Annotated in this window: 15 protein-coding genes; 5 read left to right on the top strand and 10 right to left on the bottom strand. The window is 67.9% G+C overall.

Annotation, left to right across the window (positions count from 1 at the left end; genetic code table 11):
* Positions 1-46 precede the first annotated feature (46 nt).
* The 9 genes from ACZ6JY_RS37205 to ACZ6JY_RS37165 form a co-directional block, all read right to left on the bottom strand.
* Positions 47-1,726, bottom strand: a complete 1,680-nt coding sequence (locus tag ACZ6JY_RS37205) for a class I adenylate-forming enzyme family protein (RefSeq protein ID WP_469203412.1) — start codon at positions 1,724-1,726, stop codon at positions 47-49.
* Positions 1,727-1,768: 42 nt separating this feature from the next.
* A complete protein-coding gene (locus ACZ6JY_RS37200; protein WP_469203411.1) occupies positions 1,769-3,325 on the bottom strand; it encodes a long-chain-fatty-acid--CoA ligase in 1,557 nt (518 codons plus the stop codon).
* 92 nt (positions 3,326-3,417) lie between these two features.
* A complete protein-coding gene (locus tag ACZ6JY_RS37195; protein WP_217245103.1) occupies positions 3,418-4,674 on the bottom strand; it encodes an aspartate aminotransferase family protein in 1,257 nt (418 codons plus the stop codon).
* A 17-nt stretch (positions 4,675-4,691) separates the two neighbouring features.
* A complete protein-coding gene (locus ACZ6JY_RS37190) occupies positions 4,692-5,807 on the bottom strand; it encodes a Zn-dependent alcohol dehydrogenase (protein ID WP_469203409.1) in 1,116 nt (371 codons plus the stop codon).
* A gap of 28 nt (positions 5,808-5,835) precedes the next feature.
* Complete coding sequence (locus ACZ6JY_RS37185; protein WP_469203408.1) at positions 5,836-7,194, bottom strand: NAD-dependent succinate-semialdehyde dehydrogenase; 1,359 nt, start codon at positions 7,192-7,194, stop codon at positions 5,836-5,838.
* A gap of 26 nt (positions 7,195-7,220) precedes the next feature.
* Entirely contained in the window at positions 7,221-7,925 is a 705-nt protein-coding gene (locus ACZ6JY_RS37180; protein ID WP_469203406.1) for a transporter, read from the bottom strand.
* Positions 7,922-9,316, bottom strand: coding sequence for a flavin monoamine oxidase family protein (locus ACZ6JY_RS37175; RefSeq protein WP_469203404.1), 1,395 nt, complete (start codon positions 9,314-9,316; stop codon positions 7,922-7,924). Before ACZ6JY_RS37175 ends, ACZ6JY_RS37180 begins: the two co-directional genes overlap by 4 nt.
* Positions 9,300-10,235, bottom strand: a complete 936-nt coding sequence (locus tag ACZ6JY_RS37170) for an alpha/beta fold hydrolase (RefSeq protein WP_469203402.1) — start codon at positions 10,233-10,235, stop codon at positions 9,300-9,302. The genes ACZ6JY_RS37175 and ACZ6JY_RS37170 overlap by 17 nt, the downstream gene beginning before the upstream one ends.
* A complete protein-coding gene (locus tag ACZ6JY_RS37165; protein WP_469203400.1) occupies positions 10,228-11,766 on the bottom strand; it encodes a flavin-containing monooxygenase in 1,539 nt (512 codons plus the stop codon). The genes ACZ6JY_RS37170 and ACZ6JY_RS37165 overlap by 8 nt, the downstream gene beginning before the upstream one ends.
* Positions 11,767-12,366: 600 nt before the next feature.
* Here ACZ6JY_RS37165 and ACZ6JY_RS37160 point away from each other — a divergent pair.
* The gene (locus ACZ6JY_RS37160) at positions 12,367-13,803 is read left to right on the top strand and encodes an APC family permease (protein WP_469203398.1); all 1,437 of its coding nucleotides are present in this window, start codon (positions 12,367-12,369) and stop codon (positions 13,801-13,803) included.
* An 8-nt stretch (positions 13,804-13,811) separates the two neighbouring features.
* On the opposite strand, the gene ACZ6JY_RS37155 is transcribed toward ACZ6JY_RS37160, so the two are convergent.
* Positions 13,812-14,411 (bottom strand): helix-turn-helix domain-containing protein, encoded by a 600-nt coding sequence (locus ACZ6JY_RS37155; RefSeq protein WP_469203396.1) that lies wholly within the window; start codon positions 14,409-14,411, stop codon positions 13,812-13,814.
* A 608-nt stretch (positions 14,412-15,019) separates the two neighbouring features.
* Between ACZ6JY_RS37155 and ACZ6JY_RS37150 the strand changes: the two genes are divergently transcribed.
* From ACZ6JY_RS37150 to ACZ6JY_RS37135, 4 genes are all read left to right on the top strand, one after another.
* The gene (locus ACZ6JY_RS37150; RefSeq protein ID WP_469203394.1) at positions 15,020-16,258 is read left to right on the top strand and encodes a helix-turn-helix domain-containing protein; all 1,239 of its coding nucleotides are present in this window, start codon (positions 15,020-15,022) and stop codon (positions 16,256-16,258) included.
* A gap of 170 nt (positions 16,259-16,428) precedes the next feature.
* Positions 16,429-17,070: an Arm DNA-binding domain-containing protein gene (locus ACZ6JY_RS37145; protein WP_469203391.1), complete on the top strand. Its 642-nt coding sequence runs from the start codon at positions 16,429-16,431 to the stop codon at positions 17,068-17,070.
* 169 nt (positions 17,071-17,239) lie between these two features.
* Entirely contained in the window at positions 17,240-17,716 is a 477-nt protein-coding gene (locus ACZ6JY_RS37140) for a tyrosine-type recombinase/integrase (protein ID WP_469203390.1), read from the top strand.
* A 696-nt stretch (positions 17,717-18,412) separates the two neighbouring features.
* Positions 18,413-19,297 carry a DUF5655 domain-containing protein gene (locus tag ACZ6JY_RS37135; protein WP_469203388.1) on the top strand — a complete coding sequence of 295 codons (885 nt, stop codon included), beginning with the start codon at positions 18,413-18,415 and terminating at the stop codon, positions 19,295-19,297.
* Positions 19,298-19,463 lie beyond the last annotated feature (166 nt).

Here is a 19,463-nt window from a genome sequence, read left to right as displayed (position 1 = left end):
CTTGCCGACGCCGGTGATGGTGCTGCTCTAGGGAAGAGCACAACGATCAGTCCGTGGAGGGTGGTACCGGTCCGGCGACATCGATGCGGCGTAGTTCGGCACGCCGGATCTTGCCGCTCTGCGTCTTGGGCAGGTCGGCGAGGAAATGGACCTCGCGAGGACACTTGTAGGCGGCCAGACGATCCCGGGCGAAGGCGATCAGCTCCTCCGCCGTGGCGGTCAGACCCGCCTTGAGCGAGACGTAGGCGACGACGGTCTCACCGCGGTACGCGTCCGGCTGCCCGACGACGGCTGCCTCCAGCACCGACGGGTGCTCGTACAGAGCGTCCTCGACCTCACGCGGCCAGACTTTGTAACCGGACACGTTGATCTGGTCCTTGAGCCGGTCCACCAGGTAGACCCAGCCCTCCTCGTCGATGACGGCGACGTCACCGGTACGGAGCCGGCCCTCCGGCATCGTCTGGCGGGTGACCTCGGGCTTGTCCCAGTAGCCGGGCACCACCTGCGGCCCGCTCAACTCCAGTTCGCCCTGTTCCCCGCTCGGCACCGGATTGCCGTGCGGGTCCACGACGCGCGCGGTGAGGTGCGGCAGGGGCTTGCCGATGGAGAGCGTGCCGCTCGGCAGATGCACGGGGGCCCTGTCCCCCGGAGGCACGGCGATGACGGCGGACGTCGTCTCGGTCATCCCGTAGCCGTTGTGGAGGTAGACGCCGAATCGCTCCTGGAACCGCTCGACTGTGGCTGGGGGGATCGGCGCGCCGCCGGAGTACAGGGCCTTCACCGACGCGAAGTGCTCCGGTCCGGCCTGCGGCAGCTCGTAGAGGGCGTTGTACGCGGTGATGGAGCCGATGGTGTAGGTCACCCCGTGCTCGGCGAAGGCGTCCAGGGCGACTGCGGGGTGGAACCGCCCCGTGAGGACGAGCGTGGTGTCGGTGAGCAGGGAGATCGCCGCGTTGACCACCGCGCCCGTGATGTGGAACAGCGGGGCCACGGCGAGCACGACGTCCCCGTCGCTCACGCCCATCCACGACGCGCACGTAGCCACCACGCTTAGGACGTTGCCGTGGGTGTTCATGGCACCCTTCGGCGGCCCCGTAGTTCCCGAGGTGTACGTCAGGAACGCGACGTCGTCGCGGGTCAGCTCCACGGGTGAGGGGCTGCGGCCCTCGAACTCGCCGATCAGGGCCACCAGGTCGCCGTCCGGTGCCGGAGCGTGGCGCTCCGTCGTCATGAAGACCCGCGGATCGTTCCTCGACTGGTAGTCCAGAGCCGACGTGCTGACCAGCCATCGGACCGTGCTCCCCGCCAGCGTGCCGAGCGTCTCGTGGACGTCCGAGTCCGCACAGACGACCCCGACCGCCCCGGAGTCGTCGATGATCCGGCGCAGCTCCTGACGCCGGTACATCGGATTGAGCCCCAGTGCCGTGGCCCCCAGCTTCCACAGGGCCAGCAGCACCAGCGCGTACTGCGGAAGGTTCTGCAGGTACACGCCGACCCGATCACCCCGACCGGTTCCGCGGGCCTGGAACGCTGCGGCCAAGGCGTCCGACGCCGCGTCCACCTCCCGCGCGGACAGAGCACCGTCGAAGAATCGGAGCGCTGTGCCGTCCGGGTTCCTCGCCACGCGTGCCTTCCAGGCGGCCACGAGCGGGTCGGGGGCCGCGCCCGTCCCCGTACCGAACGCGCCGGGGAACGTGCCCCGCCACCGGCCCTCGTCCACTGTCATCTGCCGTCCTTCCCACTCGTGTCCATGCGCTTGGCGTGCCGGTCACGTGAGTTCGCGCTTGAGGATCTTTCCGGTGGACGTCATCGGGAGGGTCTGCACGATCTCCACGATGCGCGGGTACTTGTAGCCGGCCATCTGCTCCCTGCTCCAGGCGATCAGCTCCTCGGGACGGGCCTCGGCGCCGCGGTCGAGGATGACGAACGCCTTGATCTCCTCACCGTGGCTTTCGTGCGGCACGCCGACGACCGCGGCTAGGCTGATCGCGGGGTGCGTCATCAGGACCTCTTCGATCTCGCGCGGGTACACGTTGAAGCCGCCGCGGATGATCAGGTCCTTCGCCCGGTCGACGATGTAGTAGAAGCCGTCCTTGTCCCTGCGGGCGAGGTCGCCGGTGCGGAACCAGCCGTCCCTGACTGCTTCGGCGGTGGCCTGGGGGCGGCCGTGGTAACCCTTCATCACGTTGTGGCCCTTGACTGCGATCTCCCCGATGGCGCTGCCCGTGCCGTCGTCCTCGACCTCCGACCAGTCCGAGTTGACGAGTTTGAGCTCCACGCCCCAGACCGGCACGCCGATGGAGCCGGGCCGTGGCTCTCGCGCCGGATCGCTGAAGGTCACCACCGGCGAAGTCTCGGAGAGGCCGTAGCCCTCCAGAACCTGGACCCCCAGCCGCTCCCTGACCTGTTTGATGATCTCGGCAGGGAGAGAGGCACCGCCGGAGACGCCTACTCGCAGGTTCTTCGCGATCCTCGCGACGTCGACATCGTCGGTGAGCGCCTGCAACAGGCCCCACCACATGGTGGGAACGCCCGCGAAGAAGGTGATGTCCTCCTGTTGCATCAGGGAGACCGTCTGCCGGGCGTCGAACCGCGGCAGCAGCACCAGTGTGCTCGCCGTCGAGAAGCCGGCGTTCATCTGCACGGTCGCGCCGAAGGAGTGGAACAGCGGCAGCACAACCAAGTGGGTGTCCAGGGCAGGACGGTTCTCCAACAGCCGATTGCACGAAAGGGCGTTGAGAACCAGGTTGGCGTGGCTGAGTTCGGCACCCTTCGCCTGTCCTGTCGTACCACTCGTGTAGAGCAGCACAGCCGGGTCGTCCCCCGTGGTCCCCATGCTGTCGAACGTCGTCGCGCTGCCCTGCAGCGCGGCGCCCATGGTCTCGACACCTTCGATCGGACTTTGCGCCTCGGGATCGGCGGTGACAAGGAAGAAGTGCTCGCAGCCCGCGGTCTCGATGAACCCGGCGTGTCCCTCCGCACCCATCGGCAGGCCCGCGTCCCCCTCGAAGCAGAAGTACGCCTTCGCCTTCGAGTCGGCCAGGTGGTAGGCGATCTCCCGGCTCTTGAGCAGGATGTTGAGCGGTACGACGACGGCGCCAGCCTTAAGGATGCCGTAGTAGACGATGGGGAACCAGGGCACGTTCGGACAGCTGAGCGCGACCTTGTCGCCGGGCCAGATGCCGCGGTCGACCAGGAGGTTGGCGACCCGGTTGGCGGCTGCCTCGACCTGGGCGTAGGTGAGGCGTGTCGTGCCGAGGACGACGGCGTCCCGGTCCGGGTGTGTGCGGGCGGAGTCCTCGAGCAGGACCGAGAGGTTCAGCATGGTGTCTTCCGGGGAGGTGGACCGGCCGCGGGGAAGGGAACACGCGGCCCGGCTCGGAGCGGTTGGGTATTACGCGCGGCTGGACGCGGACGTCACAGCCGCCGCAGCAGCCGGTCGAGGGCCTCGGCTGTCGCCTCGATGTCGGTGGTGGTGTGTGCCGTGCTGATGAAGACCTTGCCGGACGGCATGAACAGGAAGCCTTGACGCAGCATCTCTTCGAGGATCACGGTCCAGAGCCCGCTGGTCCCGTGGAGCCCGGTGGTTCCACCGGCGGGGACGTACTGGAGGAGCGAGCCGACCCGGTTGAAGCGGCCGAAGTCGGCAGATGAACCAAGAGCGCCGCCGACGAGAGCTTCGAACTCGGACGAGGTCCCTTCGAGCAGCTCGTAGACCGAGGGGTCGGCCAGGACGCGCATCGTCGCCGTGACGGCCGCCAGTGCGACCGGGTTGGCGTTGAAGGTTCCGGCGTGCACGACGCCGGTCGTCACCTGATCGATCAGGTCGGCCCGGCCGACGACGGCGCTCTGGGTGAACCCTCCGGCCATCGCCTTCCCGAAGACGGACAGGTCGGGCCGCACACCGTACCTCTCGGCCGCCCCGCCCCGTGCGATCCGGAACCCGGCGATCACCTCGTCGAAGACGAGGACGACACCGTGCCGGTCGCAGAGGGCCCGCAGTGTCGACAGGAACTGCGGTGAGGGTGCTTCGACGCCGGCATTACTCATCACCGGGTCCACTAGCACGGCCGCGATGTCGCGCTCGACGGCGTCGCTCAGCAGACGCTCGGCCAGCTGTACGTCGTTGAAGCGCGCCACGACCAGGTCGTCAAGGACGCTTGCCGACTGTCCCGGTCCGCCCGGGGTGGCGGGGCGGTCGCAGTCGTCCTCGGACATCCCGGCGTACACGGTGTCGTGCCAGCCGTGGTAGCTCTTCGCGAACTTGAGGACGCGGCGCCGCCCGGTGGCGGCCCGCGCGAGGCGCAGTGCCACCTGCACCGCCTCGGTCCCCGTGTTGCTCCACAGCAGTCGCTCGCCGTGCGGCACGGCCTCGAGAACCGCTTCCGCCGCGAGATACTCGAGCGGGTGGCCAGTGCCGACGACCTGCATCTTCGCCGCGACCTCGGACACCGCGGACACCACGCGCGGGTCGCCGTGACCGAGGACCAGCGGGCCCCAGGCCATCACGTAGTCGACGTACCGGTCGCCGTCCAAGTCCCAGACGTACGCGCCCCGGGCCTCCCGCACGAAAAGCGGGTGGGGAGGCATCGCGGCGCGCAGGCCCGACCCCACACCCCCGCCGACGCTGCGGCGGGCTCGCTCGAAAGCCGAGCGTGATGATTCCAGGGCCATGAGATCGCCCCTGCCTTTCAGTACGTGATCACCGAGCGGATGCCGATGCCGCGCTTCATCTGGTCGAACGCCTCGTTGATGTCCTGGAGACCGATCACGCTCGTCACGAGGGAATCCAGGTCGATGCGGTTGTTCATGTAGTGGTCGATCAGCATGGGGAAGTCGGTATCCGGCTTGCTGGAGCCGTAGTTCGAGCCGATGAGCGACAGTTCCTGATCGGACATGACGAAGGGGTCGATGGAGATCCTCATGCCGTCCGCCACTTGCCCGGCGACTACCGCCGTGCCGCCTCGGGCCAGGACCTCGTAGGCCGACTCGATGGTGCGGGGCAGCCCGATGGCCTCGATGGCGATCTCCACGCCGCGTCCGTCGGTGAGTTGCTGCACCCTGTCGGCGAAATTCTCGCGGGCGTTGTTGATCAGGCCGGTCGCACCGAAGACGCGTGCCTGCTCGAGCTTCTCGTCGGAGATGTCCGCGGCGATGATCCTCCGGGCGCCTGCGAGCCGGGCCCCCTGGATCGCGTTCAGCCCGACGCCTCCGCAGCCGAGGACCAGCACGGTGTCGCTCGGCCGCACGCTCGCGGTGTTGACGGCCGCGCCGACGCCGGTCGTGACGGCGCATCCGACCAATGCCGACTGCGGGAACGGGGCGTCGTCCCGGATGGCGATCGCGGCCGACTCGGGTACGAGGGTGTACTGGCCAAACGTTCCGAGGCCCGCGAAGCTGTAGACGTCGCTCTCGTCCACGGACGTGATTCGGGTACGGCCGTCGAACGAGAGGTGGTTCGCCGACTGTTCGCTGACCATGTCACACAGGACCGGCCTGCCGCTGATGCAGTAGGAGCAGCGGCGACACGAAGGCGTCCAGGACAGCACGACGTGATCGCCCTTCTTCAGGGTCGTGACGCCGTCTCCGACGCTTTCGATGATCCCGGCCCCTTCGTGGCCGAGGATCATCGGCGAAGGGACCTCCCAGTCGCCCACGAGCACGTGCAGGTCGCTGTGGCACACTCCGCTCGCCTTGAGCCGCACCAGCACCTCGCCGGGCGGAGGCGTCGAGGGAAGATTCACTCGTTCGATGGTCAGTGGTTCGTTCGGAGTCCTGAAGACAGCGGCGTCGAATTCGATGGTCATGGCGGTTTCCTTCTGCGCGGTGCGGCGATCACGCCCGGGCGGTGCGGATGAGCTTCTTGTTGGCGAACTCGTCGATTCCGGCCCGCCCCAGTTCGCGGCCAAAACCGGACTGCTTCACCCCGCCGAAAGGCAGTTCCGCGCCTTCGAGGCCGACGCCGTTGACGAAGACCATGCCGGCCTCGATCCTGTCGGCGACGCGCAGGGCCTGCTCGGCGTCCGTCGTGAACACGTAGGAGCCCAGCCCGTACGGGGTTCCGTTCGCCAGCTCGACGGCCTCGTCCTCGGATGCGACGCGGTAGACGGTCGCCACGGGGCCGAAGAGCTCCTCGGTGGCCGACGCCGACGTCGGCGAGACGCCCGTCAGAACTCCGGGCGGGAAGTACGCTCCTTCGCGCTGTCGTGCGGAGACGAAGGTCGCCCCGTCGGCGACGGCTCGCTCGACCTGCTCCTCGAGGTACTCGGCGGCGGCGACCGAGGAGAGCGGCGTCAGCCCGTCGGTCAGGGCGAGCACCTTCTCGGTGAACTTGTCGAGGAAGGCGTCGTAGAGGTCCTCGGCGACGATGAAGCGCTTCGCGGCGTTGCACGCCTGCCCGGTGTTCTCGAACCGCGTCTCGACCGCCGCCTGGACCGTGGCGTCGAGGTCGTCGGCCGACAGCACGATGAAGGGATCCGAGCCGCCCAGCTCGAGCACCACCTTCTTGAGGCTGCGCCCGGCCTTCTCGGCGACCTCCGCGCCGGCCCGCTCCGAACCGGTGAAGGAGACGCCCTGCACCCTGGGGTCCGCTATGGCCCGAGCGATCTGCTCGCCGGTGGCGTGGACGTTGACGTAAGCGCCCCGGGGGAAGCCTGCGTCCGTGAACAGCTGCTGGAGCGCCTCGGACGACTCCGGACACTGCGACGCGTGCTTGAGCACGATGGTGTTGCCCAGCGCGAGGTTGGGCGCGGCGAACCGGGCAACCTGGTAGTACGGGTAGTTCCAGGGCATGATCCCCAGCAGCACGCCGACCGGCTGGCGACGGATGAAGGCGGTGCCCTCTCCCTCCAGGAGCTCGATCGGTTCGTCGGTGAGGAACTTCTCCGCGTTCTCGGCGTAGTACCTGTAGATCGAGGCGCTGAACTCGACCTCCGCGACGGCCTCGTCCACCGGCTTGCCCATCTCCCGGTGGATGATCTCGGCAAGCTGCGTGCTGCGCTCGTCGTGGAGGGCGGCGACGGTGTTCAGCAGCTGGGCACGCTGTTCCACGGAAGTCCGACTCGACCACTGCGCGTAGGTTTCCGCCGCCGCGTCGACCGCCCCCTCGACGACCTCGTCCGTCGCGGTCGGGTACTCCTTGACCAGCTTTCCGCTGGCGGGGTCCACCACCGCGTATACGTGCCTCTTGGCCATGCTGACTCCTTCTTCGTTGTCGGGGTTCATGCGAGGGTTCCGGTCGTGCGGACCGGATTCGCGTCAAGAGCCGCGTTGTGGTCGTGCAGCGCGCGGTAGGCGCGGAAGTAGACGAATCCCTGGGTGCCCCACGTCGCCAGTGCGGCGGTGTAGAAGATCGTGCGGTCCGCGTCGTCGAAGGGCAGGGGGAAGAAATCGTAGGTCAACGCGATGGTTGTTCCTGCGGCCGTGACCAGGCCCGTCCAGATCGCGGGCCGCTTCGCACCCGCGTTCCAGAGCCGTTTCGCGAAGTACGCGAGGAAGACCGCTGTGAGGAGGTTGGCGACCACGTAGAAGACGGCGACCCAGAACGCGGCGTGGTCGGTGTGGAGGTCCGCGCCGTGGAACTGCCGGAGGAAGAGGCCGGCCACGATCGCGACTCCGAACACGGCGACGTCGACGCCGAGGCTCGGCTTGTAGCGATGGGTGACCTTCATCAGGCCCATGACCAGGATGAGCGTGATGCCGACTGCCCGGGAGAAGGCGTCGAGGAAGTACGCCAGGTCGTACAGGACGCTGTCGCTGTCGGCTCCGGACAGTGACCAGAGCAGGAAGTTGCTGCCCGATGTGGCGACGACCATCCACTCGAGGCCGAGGAGGTAGTTGCCGTAGCGGCGGATGAACTTCCATCCGTAGAAATAGCCGGCGAAGATCATCCACAGGTCGGCCAGCAGGAACAGCGCTTCCTTCATGCCAACGCCCCATCTCGGACGTCGCGGGACAGGAGGGCGGCGATGCTCTCGGCAGTGCGCTGGCCGGTCAGAACCGCGCCGTTCATGGTGCCGGCCCATTCGCCGGCGGTTTCGCTGCCGGCCCAGTGGATTCGCCCGTGGGGCTCGGACAGCGCCTTGCCGAAGCTCGTGGTCGCGTAGGGGGCGACAGCGGGATTGGGGCCGCCCGGGGCGAAGGGCTCCGCTCCCCAGCAGTGGTCCATGTAGTCGATCGGAGTGCGGGCCTGCGGACCGTAGAGGTCGGCCAGCTGCTGGACGACCCGGTCGCGCCGGGTTTCAGGGCTGAAGCCGTCGAAGACGCGCGGATCGCAGAAGGCCATCATGACGCCCGGTCCGCTGTGGGCGGGAGACACGTCGAAGGTGATGAACACGGTTCCGGTGTCGGTCACCGCCTCACCGGAGAATCCCTCGGCCCGCCAGAATGGCTTCTCGTAGGCTACGAAAGCCTTGCTCAGCACACCCATGCGCCAGGTTCGCGTGAGCCCTTCACCCTGCTCGGGCAGGGCGGGCTCGAACTCGATGGCGGCGCGGTGCGCCGGCGAGGCCGTGACGACCGCGTACCTGGCGTGGATCTCGCCGGAGTCGGTGCGAACGGTGAGACCATGGTCGTCCTGCGTGATACGGCGCACCGGTGTCTGCAGGCGCACGCGGTCGCCGAGCCGCTCCGCCACCCGATGGGCGATCTCCTGGGTGGTTTCGACGATCCGGTCCTGCTGCTGACCGCCGTCGACGTCCAGCATGTGGTCGAGTCCGCCCGCCGAGCGGATGTAGCGCAGTGCGTGCAGCAAGGAGACGTCTCCCGGAGTGCATCCCCACTGCACCTTGCTGATGACGGTCATCAGCGCGCGGGTGCTGGGCAGTGCGTTCTTCCGGTCGAGCCACTCACCGAACGAGATGGCGTCGAGCCGGTCGGCCCCGGGCGTCTCCCAGGCGGCGTTCACGTCGACGGTCGCGACCAGCTTGTTCACCGCCGTCTGCATGCGGGCCATGTCCACCAGGGCAAGGGGGGAGACCTTGGGAATGGTGCCGCTGTAGGTGCGGCGCCGACCCGCCATCCACAGCACGTTGCGGCCCTGGGCGAACTGGTCGGTCGTGGTGCACCCCACCCGGCTCGCGAGGTCTCGGACGGCGGTGTGGCGCCGCGCCACCCACGTCGCTCCGAGGTCGACCTTCACGCCCGCCACCTCGCCGGAGAGCGAACGCCCTCCGACCCGGTCGCGGCCTTCCACGACCACGACGGACCGCCCGATGCTCACCAGCCGCTCGGCAGCGCTCAGACCGGCGAAGCCGGCACCGACGACCACGACGTCGACCGGCGTGCCCTTGGCGCGGGGCTCACGAGATCCGGACATGGTTTCCTCCTTCACCCACGCGGTTCGCGTGCTGCGAGATGTAGCTCGTGATGGGATCGACGAGGGTCTCGGGAATGTGATGGCCCATGCCGGGAATGACCACGTGCTGGGCCGAGCGGATCGCCTGGGCGGTTGCGGCGCCGCCGCTCGGGTTGACCAGCGGGTCTCGATCGCCGTTGATGACCAAGGTCGGGGCCGTGATCTTGCTCAACTGGGCCGTCCGGTCTCCGGAGCGCTTGATGGCCTGTATCTGGCGCGCGGTGCCGGCCGCCAGGTCACCAGCGCTGCGATCCCACCCGCGCGCCGCGATGGCGGCCTCGGCCGCGTCGTCGATGGGATGTTCCGTTCCCGCGATGTGCCGGGTGAGCCGCAGGTGGGCACGGACCGCCGCGGTTCTGGTCCTCGCCGGCGGGGCGGCAAGGAGCCGGATCGTCGACAGAGCCGGCTGGCCCACCTTCCTCGCCCCGGTGGTCGAGTAGAGGGAAGTCAGTGACAGAGCACGCTCGGGCGCCGTGGCCGCGATCGTTTGCGCGATCATCCCGCCCATTGACCGCCCTACCAGGTGCACTCGCGAGATCCCGAGATGGTCGAGTACGCCGATGCCGTCCCGGGCCATGTCGGCCAGCGCGTACGCGTCGCCGCGCGGACGCCCCGCGATCTGACGCCAGAGACCGGGAGGGGGAGCGGCGACGAACGTCGACTGACCGGCGTCGCGGTTGTCGATCGCGACGACCCGGAAGCCGCGGGTGACGAGTGAGCCGACGAACGAGCCGGTCCAGAAGGTGAGGTCCTCGCCCAGTCCCGCGACGAGCAGCATCGCGGGGTCGGCCTTGTCGCCGTAGTCCCGGAAGCAGATCCTGATCCCGGACGGCGAGGTCGCGTACTGGTCGACGCCCTCGGCGCCGCTCGTCTCAGGCATGGGTGGCTCGCCTCCCGTCGGATGACTGCGCGGCGGCCGTGCGACGGGTGCCGAACTCGAGGTTCTCGTCGGCCACCGGACCGCGGAGCGCCCTGGCGTCCTCGGGGTAGGACATCGCCATCCGCCAGGGTTTCTCGGGGCCCTGCTTGGGCAGGAGCTTCTCGCCGCGCTTGGCGTACCCGGCCTGAAGGTCCATGACGGGCCTGCGGTTCGTTCCCGACGGCGCGACCGGAACCACCGTGTCGTATCCGCGGGAGTCCATGTGCCGGACCAGGTCGATGAAGTAGCGACACATCAGGCTCACCTTGAGCGTCCAGGACGAGGTGGTGTAGCCGATCGCCATCGCCCAGTTCGGGATCCCGCTCAGCAGCATGCCGCGGTAACAGAGCGCGTCCGCGATGTCGACCTGGCGCCCGTCCACCACGATGGGCATGCCGTCAAAGAGCCGCAGGTTGAGCCCCGTGGCGGTGATGATGACGTCGGCTTCCAGTTCCTCGCCCGACGCCAGGACGATTCCGCGCTTGCTGAAACGCGCCACGGCGTCGGTGACGACGGAGGCCCTTCCTTCCTTGATCGCGTCGAAGAAGTCCCCATCCGGTGCCACGCACAGTCGTTGGTCCCACGGGTTGTACGGCGGGTTGAAGTGCTTGTCGACGTCGAATCCCTTGGGAAGGCGCTTGACGTTCTCGCGCCGGATGAAGGCCCGCCCCGCCTTGGGGAAGGTCCGTAGGCCCTTGACGACGGCGTGTTCGGTCCAGATGTTCTTGAACCGCGTCATGGCGTACCCGCGCTCTTCTCCGAGCAGCTTCGTGAGCGCCAGGGCGACCCTGTCGACACGGGGGAGCGCCATGACGTAGGTGGGGGTGCGCTGCAGCATCGTCACGTGCCGGGCGGCGCCCGCCCCGGTGGTCATGGCCGGCACCAACGTGATCGCGGTCGCGCCGCTGCCGATGACGACGACCTTCTTGCTGCCGTAGTCGAGGTCGTCCGGCCAGTGCTGCGGATGGACGATCCGGCCCTCGAAGTCGTCCCGCCCCGGGAACTCCGGGGAGAATCCCTCGTCGTACCGGTAGTAGCCGGTGGCGGCGAAGACCCATCCCGCGTGGATCGTCTTGGTCCGGGTCGCTCCCGTGGCGGGGTCCGACGTCTGGACGGTGAGGGTCCACCGTGAGTCCGCCGTGGACCACTCCGAGCGGACGACCCGGTGGCCGAGCTTGAGGACGCGCTCCAGGCCGTTCTCCTCGACGGTCTCGTGCAGGTAGTCCTTGATGAGGGGAGCGTCGGCGATCGCGGCTTCGTGGCGCCAGGGCTTGAACGCGTATCCGAACGTGTGGAGATCGGAGTCCGAGCGGATACCGGGATAGCGGAACAGGTCCCAAGTGCCTCCGATGTCGTCGCGCGCTTCCAGCACGGCGAGCGACTTGTCGGGGAGCTCCCGGCTGAAATAGGTGGCCGCGCCGATCCCGGAGATCCCGGCTCCGATGATCACCACGTCGAATTCCTCGACGGCGTCCAACACCTCAGCTGTCATGACGTTTCCTCGCTGTTCCTGTGGCGGTCACCTCACTGTCGCGAGCCGCGACCGAGGTGAGAACGACAGTGAGCACCTGCTTCGCCCAGGCCCGGTGCAGGATGCACAGGCAGGTGTAGCGCTGCGCTCATACGGTGGTGGACGTCCGGGCAGTGACCTCGGTGGAGGACGTGTTCGGCTCTTCGAGGCGCAGGACGCCTGGCGGCGCCTCAGCAGAGGCCGGCCTCGCCGCAGCCATTGCGGTGCCGTCATCGGCGTGATAGACGTTTGCCGCGTTTAGTATCACTAAACACCTCGTCGCGGTTGCGCCGGCATCGCTGTCGTCACGTCTTTTCCGCGCCTCGGGGACCACCTACGCATCGAGCCGAGGCGGATCGCGCTGTCACTCATGCTGTCGCGGCCAAGAGGAAGCGACGAGCAGACCAGCTCTCGCTCGGGGTCACGACTTCTCAGAACTGAGCCGGAGCAGCAGAAGCCGGGTCCCTCACCCTGCTGCTGAGGTGCCGCGCCGGTCCGCTTCGTGTGGCCGTACCACCTCACGCACTCATTCACCCACCCATGACGAGCCGGAACCGGCCCGTGAGCTGAAAGGTGGTCGACATGACCGACCTCCCCAAGACAGGGCACCCCGAAGCACCTGGCGGTGAAGCAGGATCGGGCAACCCGCTCAACCGCGGGCTCGGCGTATCGCAGATCGTGTTCATGGTCGTCGCCGCAGCGGCACCGCTCGGACTCGTGGCCGGCGGGGTGCCGCTTGCCTTCGCCGTGAGTGGCAGTCCGGGGATGCCGCTGTACTTCGCATTGTCCACCGTGATGCTGCTGATCTTCGCCGTAGGCTTCACGCAGATGGCCGGACGGGTACGCAACGCGGGCGCCTTCTACGCCTACGTCCAGGCGGGGTTGGGCCGCATACCCGGCCTCTCGGCCGCGACCCTCGCGCTCTTCTCCTACACTCTGCTTCTCGTCGGGGTGAATGCCTATGTCGGCGTCGCGACGAGCAATGTCATCGAACGGTACACCGACGTCGGCTCTCCGTGGTGGTTGTGGGCATTCGTCTCGCTGGGCATCATCGCCTTCCTCGGCTATCGCGACATCGAGCTGAGTGCCAAGGTGCTCGGTGCCGTGCTGGTGCTGGAAACCCTGCTGCTCCTGGTCATGGACTTCGGAATCCTGGGCCATGGTGGCGCTCACGGCCTGAAGGCCGAGCCGTTGTCACCTCCCATCGTGGGGAACGGCTCCCTTGGCCTCGGCGTCATGTTCGCCATCTTCGGGTTCATCGGCTTCGAGGCGACGGCCGTGTTCCGCAACGAGACCAAGGATCCCGATGTCACGGTCCCGCGGGCGACGTACGTCGCGATCCTCGTGATCGGGGTCTTCTACTCGTTCACCGTGTGGGCGATCGTGGTGGGTGTCGGCGTCGAATCGGTGACCGGCGCCGCGAAGGCCGACCCCGAGGGCCTCGTCCTCACGCTGGCGCGGAGCTACGTCGGGTCCGTCTGGGCCGACGTGATGCAGGTGCTTCTGATTACCAGTCAGTTCGCGTGCGTGCTGGCCTTCCACAACGTCGTGACGCGCTACCAGTTCGCGTTGTCCCGGTCCGGCGCCCTTCCTGCGCTGCTGGGCGTCGTTCACCCCCGGCACCGTGCGCCGTCGTCATCCTCGGTTGTCGCCTCGGCGGTCGCGTCCGTCACCACACTTGCCGTCGTCGCGCTCGATCTCGACCCGATCGGGGACCTCTACACGTGGTTCTCCGGCGCCGCCACCCTCGGCGTCGTTCTGCTGATGGCGGCCACCAGTCTCGCGGTGATCGGCTACTTCCGGCGCGCCGGTGACCAGCAGTCGGTGTGGCGCACGAGCGTGGCCCCGGCCGTGGCCTTCCTCGGTCTGGCCTGTGTGGCCTACCTGATGGTCGCCAACTTCCCGCTCCTCGTCGGCACCACCGGGGGTGCCTGGGTCATCGGTGGGTGCGTCGCCCTCTCGGCCGTGGTCGGCGCGGTGCAGGCCCTCGTCCTGCGGGCGCGCCGGCCGGCCGTCTAGGAGCGGATCTAGGCGGGTCCTCGCGCGACGCGCAGCAGTGGAGGCGACAGGACCCACAGGACCTCGCTCACCGACGTACCCGGGTTGTCGAACTGGTGAAGCGTCTGACCGGAGAACGAGGTGGACACGCCGGCTGACAGCATCCGGGTCTCGCCCCCGACGATGAGACGGGTCGAGCCACTCAGCCCCATCGCGAAGATCGTGGCGTCGAGCCGATAGGAGCCACCAGTGCCTCCGCCTGGTTCGATCACGGATCGGAAGACCTGGAAGGCCGTGGTGTCGGCGGGCGTGAGCAGGTACTCGGCTACGCCTTCACCGCCCATGTCGATCAGGCTTCCGCCCTCCACGACCTCCTCGTAGGGGTACGAGAACAGCTCGCCGACCCCGATCTGCAGCACATCGCAGACGCGCAGCAACGTCGGGACGGACACGCTGGTGAGCCCACGCTCCAACTGACTCAGGAAGCCCTTGGTGACCTCTGCCCGGTGCGCGACCTCCGTCAACGACAACCTGCGGCTGAGCCTGATCTTCCTCAGCTGCGCGCCGGTGGATGCTTCGGAGGCAGCGGAGCCCTTGGCCGCTCCGCCTGCTCTCCTGCTGTCATCCATGGACATCGCCGCTCACCGCCCATCCCGAGGCCGAGGTCGTGTGCCCGTCGGGTGACAGGCCGACCCAGACGAGCCCTCTCCGTGGCACGAGGCTAAGGCATGCGCGTCACGGGCAGCTGGTGTGCCCCTGCGCGGACACCGGCGCAGAGTCCCTTGCAGCGCCGTCGACGACCTGATAGACCTGCCGTCGTTTAGTAACGCTAAACACGTCCACAGTTCTTGGAGCCCATGTGCGCGGTTGTTCTCCGGAGACCCGGCCACGCCTGTCGAGGCGGCGGATGTCGACCTCACGGATCCGCGGACGGGCGAAGTCGGGGTTCACATCACCGTGGCGGGATGTGCCAAGCGGAGCGGGTGTGTCTGATTCGGGGCACGGCCTCCATGAGCACACGCGCAAGCATGTCATGAGCCAGGTCGATGCCGACCGCTGACGAGTGAAAGAGCGGACGATGAGCATTCAGCTTCTCCGGCCTGCCGAGTGCACGGCAGTCCCGGGCAGCCGCTGCCGCACGTTGGGGGCGACCCGATGCCGGCGGCCGGCTACTCCTCTGCCGGTGACACGGCATGTCGGGGGCGTCGGCACCTCGAATTCAGGGGGACACTGAGACATGGACGAGCTGTGGCCCGCGCCCCCCCGCGAGGTCGCTGACGCGATCAGGTCACTGTGCCAGCGCCTGCTGACGGGAACGGACGCCCTGGTCGACACCTTTGCAAGGCCCTCTCTCGTGGCCCAGAACGATCCCGCCCTCCTCGCCGATGCCTCGCTGGTCGAGGAGGATTGGGAACTCAACCGCTCCGATCTCGTCCAATGGCTGACCGCGAACGTTCAGCAACCGGGGCGGCGAGTGGAGCCCTACGTCGGCCCGAGAACCATGGCCTACATCAACGATCTCGTCTCCCGGGGCATTGCGCCCGACTTCGCCGGCGCGTGGCGTGTGGCGCTGGGGATCGGCTGGCGGCGATGGCTGGAGGAATGCGTGGCGCGCTGCGCCGACCCTGACCTTCTCGTGGGGGTCCTGGACGTCACGGCGCAGTCGATGGTGCAGTACGCCCTCGACTCGATCGCAGCCCTGCGCCAAGTCGGCCTGACCGCTGCGGTGGGCAACACGGATGCCGAGGGGATCGCACTGATCCAGCTGATCGCCAGCGGGGCGCCGATGGCGGAGGGTCTTGCCGAGGGCCGCCTGCGTTACCGGATGGCACGGTGGCACACGGGTCTTGTGTTGTGGATCGATGATCCTCAGCAAGTCGATGCTCTGGACGAGGCGACGCTAGCCGTGCGCTCCGCAGCCTCCGGCCGAACCGCTCTAGTGGCACGCGCCAGTGCCACGTCGCGGTGGATCTGGCTCTCGGGGGCGGGTGCCGTCCCGGACCTTCACCACGTGAAACAGGTCGTGGCGACGGCTGACGGGGTCCGTGTAGCGGTGGGAAGGCCGGGGCATGGGCTCCAAGGGTTCAGGACCAGCCACCAGGACGCCCTCGCGGCACAGGCGCTGGTCATCCGGCTCGGGTCCGACCGGCGATTCACGGCATACGCCGAGGTCGAGCTGATCGACGCGCTCACGAAGGACCGGGCCGGCGCACGTCGGTTCGTCATCAACACGTTGGGGTCGTTGGCCGAGGCTGACACGGCACTGCGGGAGGCGCTCCTCACCTACGTGCAGTGCGGGTTCAACGCCACCCGGGCGGCCGCCCACCTCTACGCCCACCGAAACACCGTCGAGCGGCGCGTCTCGCGCGCCAACGAACTCTCGGCCGTCAAGGTGGAGGCCAACCCGACCCATGTGGCGGCGGCGCTTCTGGTGTTGGACATCGTGCCTGACATCGTGGCGACCAATCCAAGCTGAGCTCCGGGCGCGGCGCTCGGCGATTCCAGGGCAGGGCCCCGGCGTGTGCGTCGGCGTCCGCAGCATCGATCTCAGGGCGCACCTCACGCTGGACCGCTGGCGGATACAGCTCCGGATCAGGTCGAACACGTACACCATGCCGCAGGACACAGCTGAGCGGAACATAGACCGTGATCGCCGGTTGGCCAAACCGGCGATCACGGCAACCCTTAGAGTGGTTTGTCAATCTCTGGGGCGTGGACGCCCCATCGACTTCTCAGTTCGGGAGAAGCGCCCGGACTGGAGGAAAGCGAGTAAACCTGTCTTATCCGATCAAGAAGCTCGCTCCCAATGCCAAGGGGAAGGTTCGGTACCGGTTCGTGGTCGATGCGGGCCCCGATCCGGTCACGGGGAAGCGTAAGCAGGTGACCCGTACGTTCGGGACGCTGAGGGAGGCGAAGGCGGAGTACGCGAGCATCGTGCATCGTCGCTACGAGGCGGCGCGGGCACCGCTCAGTCAGGTCACGGTGGACGAGTGGCTCGATGAGTGGCTGTGCATGAAGGCGGAGGATCTGGAGGAGAGCACTGCCTACAGTTACACGATGACGTTGGCCCCGGGTCCGCGGAAGACTCGGGAACATCCGGCTCCCGGACCTCACCGAGGACCATGTGGCGGCATGGATGCGATGGGCGCTCCAGGAGGGGCGTGGGCGGGGAGGGAGGCAGGGCACCGGCCTGGGGGCGACCTCGGTCGAGATGTCGCTGGCCCGGCTGAAGGAGGCGCTCGACCGGGCGGTGACACGGGGCCTGGTCGGGGTGAATGTCGCACGTGAGGTGACCGTTCCCCGTAAGGCACGTAAGGCAGAGCGCAGGGCCAGGGCGGCAGTGCCGCCGTGGAGCGTCGCGGAAGTACGCGCCTTTGTTCGTGCGATCGCAGGTGACCGCCTGCAGGCACCGTTCCCTCTGGCTCTGATGGGTCTTCGGCCGGCGGAGATCTGTGGCATGCGCTGGGCGGATGTCGACCTGGACGAAGCCACGGTGTCCATCACCAACACCCGGACGGTCGTGGGGAACGACATCGTGGTGGAAAAGGACGCCAAGTCACCCGCCGGTGAGCGCCGCCTTCCTCTGCCGGCTCCGGTGGCGGCTGCCTTGGCCGCGTTCCGGGCGGCTCAGGCAGACGAGAGGACGGCGGCGGGGCAGGGGTACGAAGACAGCGGCTACGTTCTCGTGGACGCTCGGGGCAGGGGGCTCAACGGGCGGCAGCTGCGTGAGCGGGCCTACAAGGTCATGGACCGCAGCGGGCTGCGTCGGGTCCGTCTGTACGACGCCCGTGCGAGCTGCCTGACGTACCTGGCGAACCACGGGGTCCCGGACCACCTCCTCGGCCTGTGGGCCGGTCACGCCGACGTCCGGACCACGAAGCGTTGGTACGTGAAGCCGGATGTGGAGGATCTGCGGCCGGCGGCGGACACGTGAGGAGGTCTGGCGAGTGGGTCCGCCCCCGTTCACGAAGAGAATGTGAGATGTGGGAGCGTGAACGGGTGAGTGAGAAGAACGTCGACAGCATGCAATACCGCTTTGACGGGCCGGAACAGGCCCCGGTACTGGTCATGGGGCCGTCCCTCGGTGCTACATGGCACAGGTGGGCGAAGGCGTCTTGTGGGGTCTAGGTGGTCCAGGTCAGGGCCTTGTGGTCCGGGTGCATCTACGTGGTTGGTGATTTCCTCGTGACACATGTGACACGCAGAAGCCCCCGCCGGATCGAGTCCGGCGGGGGCTTCTGCGTGCGCTGGGTCAGGCTGGTGCGAGGTCTGTGTCGTGCGTTCCACTGTACTCGGGCTCGCCGCTGTCGAGGACGCGGAGCAAGGATGCAGTGACGACACGTGTACTGCGGCCGATCCGCAGTACACGGCAAGGGAACTTCCCTCGGCGAACCAGGTCGTAGCCCTTCGCCCGTGAGAACCCGAAGGCCCGGGAAGCGTCCTCGACACTGCCGGTTCCGCCCCAGGTGGCGCGGATCCGCGAGGGGCTGTACTGGGCGTCCATGTCCGGGATCTCGTCGTCTTGGCTGTGCATGAGTGACTCTGCGGTTCCTTTCAAGACGGCCCGAGTCGCGGAAATATCCCCGGACTCTGTGACGTTCCCCTCTGGCACCGTGATCACGGAGGGGGAGTGATGGGCCTGAAGCTGTTCAACATGGCGGGCGGCGTGAGTGAGGTCATGCCGCGTCTGGCTGGGGTCGAGGCGGATGTGCAGGATCTCGTCGAGGCGCACATGGAGACGATGCTGGGCGTCACGTTCCTCGCGAGCGAGTACGTCATCGACTGTGTCGACGGGGGGCGGATCGACTCGCTGGGTCTCGACGAGAACGGTGCACCCGTGATCGTCGAGTACAAGCGCGGCACCGATGCAGGCGTGATCAACCAGGGCCTCTACTACATGGCCTGGCTGATGAGCCATAAGGACGCCTTCCGGAGCCTGGTCCGTGACCGGCTCGGGGTGACGGCCGCGTCCCAGATCCTGTGGAGCGCGCCACGGCTGATCTGTGTGGCCGGCGACTTCACCCGCTACGACGCACACGCCGTACGCGAGCACCGGCGCTCGATCGACCTGGTCCGCTACCGGTACTTCGGCAGCGACCACTTCGGCCTTGAGACCGTGGCCTCCGTCATGGGGCACTCGGCTCCGGCCAAGCGGGTGCGCCGACGAGCGGCCGGGGCGCCGGTCCGGGAGCGGGACGGAGCGATGGCCGAGCTGACCCAGGCGGTCGACGAGGTCCTGGTCGGACTCGGGGACGGTGTGACCCGGGTGCAGCGCAAGCAGTACCGCGCCTACCGGCGGCTGCGGAACTTCGCCAGCGTCTGCCCGCCCCAGCAGACCAAGCTCCTCGTCTACCTCAAGGCCGACCCGAACGAGGTCGACCTTGTTCCCGGCTTCACCCGGGATGTAACGGGGCTCGGCCACCACGGCACGGGTGACTTGGAACTGCAACTGCGTACGGAGCGCGACCTGGAGCGCGCCGGAGACCTTCTCCGCCTCAGCTACGCCACGGCATAGAGATCCCCCGCTATGGCATCGGCCAAGCGGAGTGTGGAGTTGTGGGCTGTCGTCGTGATGCTGCCTTTCGACGTGATGGGCAGGGAATGGCGGTGGACCACTAATGGTGCGGAGGATCCCCCGGTTTCGCTAACCGGGGATCCTGTGCTAGGTGCCGAGGGGCTCT

This window comes from Streptomyces sp. NPDC046335 (assembly GCF_055587985.1).
The sequence above is the reverse complement of the archived record's forward strand: the minus strand, read 5'-3'. Positions and strand labels throughout refer to the sequence as shown.